Genomic DNA, 1,976 nt, shown 5'->3' with positions numbered 1-1,976 from the left:
TGAACTCCGGCGGATAGTGCTTCATGACCACGGGACATCCGTTCTCCTGGACTCAAGATCCAAGTGTCTCGAGTGTCCAAGATCCGGGGTCAAGCACCCTCCCACACCACCGCGCTCTGCTGTGGGGGCCACTGCTGCCAGTGGCCGCGAGCGAACGAGCGTCCCACCTCGTGCATGCCGGAGAAGGGCTCCACAAGGCCGCTGACAAGAGCGCTGGCGAACTGAGGCAGGATGCGGCGCAGCACCGCCCCGTGGTCGTGCCAGTCGCCGGCCTGCCAGGTGCGACGCAGAAGGTCGGGGTCCAGCTCCAGGTCCGGGACCTTCAACCGCGCAAGCTCTTCATCGCTGCCCCAGTGGCAGTCACATTGGTTCTCATCGGGGCGGGCGGTCATACCGCGGAAGGTGACGGCCAAGCTGCCCAGCGCACCGTCGAGTCGAAGTCGTGCGGGAGTGTCATCGAGGTTCATCGTTGTAGGCACGGCCTTAAGGGGACTCCGGGCGGCTTCCGCCAACCGAAGATCGCTACCCTACCGGGCGCCCCAGCCCGCCAGCGTCAGCAGGTCGCCGGACGAGGTGTCGACTACCGCAATCCTCGACCGGCCCTGCATCAATACGTAACGGTCTCCGTCAACGGCCCCAGCTACCGGCTCAATGACAGGCTCAAAGCCTTCGAGCGATTGACCGACGCGTCCTGACAGCTGGGGACGTTTAAGCGAACGCAGCTGGGGACCGTAGGTCGTACGCGGACACCTCAGCAGGTGCCTTCAAAACTCGATTCTGGCACAGATCTTGGGGAGCGGTCGCGGAGGGTGACCGCGGTGTGCGATTGCGAGACTCGGGCTCGCGTGAGGCCACGCACGCCCCGCAGCAGCGCCCCGCCCGCGGGTTGGGGAACGAACGAGGACGGCAAGGCCGCGTCGATCGATCCTGGAGGGCCGGTGCTACACCTCTCGCTGGGGATGCGTGGGCGGTGCGATTCGCGGACGCCACACCGTCTCGGAAATCCGCTCGGCAGCACGTAACAGCACAAGGCACAGTGGCCCCATGGATGAACGAGGGCTGGACCGCGACGGAACGATCGCACGCGAAGGCGCACTGGGCCGAGTGCGGGCAGCGTTCGTTCCCGTCGTCGATGCTGCCCGCGCTCGTATCACCGAGACGTTCGACGATACGCGCCTGCACAGCGCCTACCTCTACGGCAGCATCCCCCGTGGCACCGCCACCCCTGGAGTCTCCGACCTTGACCTCCAGCTCGCCCTATACGGTGAGCCCACCGAAGCCGACCGCGCTGACGCCAAAGCCATCGAGGTCGTGCTCGACCGTGCATTCCCGCAGATCGACGGCGTCGGGATCTTGCTGACCAGTACCCGGTTTCTGCTCAGCGACGTCGACCGTCACGATGGCGGATTCTTCATCGCTTGCCTGTGCACCCCGTTGCTGGGTCCTGACCTCGCAGAACAACTCCCCCGTTACCGCCCCACAGCCCTACTCGCGCGGGAGACCAACGGTGACCTTGCCCGTGTGCTTCCACGCTGGCGTGCCAAAGCAGCCGAAGCCACCACGGACACCGATCGCCGGACCCTCAGCCGTTTTGTTGGTCGTCGCATCGTCCGCACAGGATTCACCCTTATCATGCCCCGATGGGGCGGCTGGACCAGCGACCTTGACCAGTCCGCCGAGCTCTTCGGCCGCTACTACCCCGAGCGCGTCGAGCAGATGCGTGTCGCCGCGTCCGCTGGACGTGCGCCCTCACCCGACCCGGCGGTGCTCAGGATGCTCATCAACGACCTCGGTTCTTGGCTCGCGGCCGAATACACAGCCGTGCATGGTGAGAAAGCCCCGCGTCCCTGACAGGCGTCCCACGCCGTGACCGACCTGCTCAGAGGTCGTTTTCTCCTAGTGTTTTATCCCGGAATCAACTGTTTGTTCTGGGGTATCGGGTCGCGCCATGAAATGGTGTTCTCGCCGGTGAGGCG

General features: G+C 65.3%; 1 protein-coding gene and 1 pseudogene. One reads left to right on the top strand and one right to left on the bottom strand.

The features are described 5' to 3' along the window. Nucleotides 1–113 precede the first annotated feature (113 nt). A pseudogene (locus ABZX79_RS37790) lies at nt 114–467 on the bottom strand (hypothetical protein); the annotation flags it as partial. 577 nt (nt 468–1,044) lie between these two features. Between ABZX79_RS37790 and ABZX79_RS37785 the strand changes: the two are divergent. Beyond that, the gene (locus tag ABZX79_RS37785; protein ID WP_355268593.1) at nt 1,045–1,851 is read left to right on the top strand and encodes a nucleotidyltransferase domain-containing protein; all 807 of its coding nucleotides are present in this window, start codon (nt 1,045–1,047) and stop codon (nt 1,849–1,851) included. The last annotated feature ends 125 nt before the right edge of the window (nt 1,852–1,976 follow it).

The organism is Streptomyces sp. NPDC002994 (assembly GCF_040611155.1).
GTDB lineage: Bacteria > Actinomycetota > Actinomycetes > Streptomycetales > Streptomycetaceae > Streptomyces.
The sequence above is the reverse complement of the archived record's forward strand: the minus strand, read 5'-3'. Positions and strand labels throughout refer to the sequence as shown.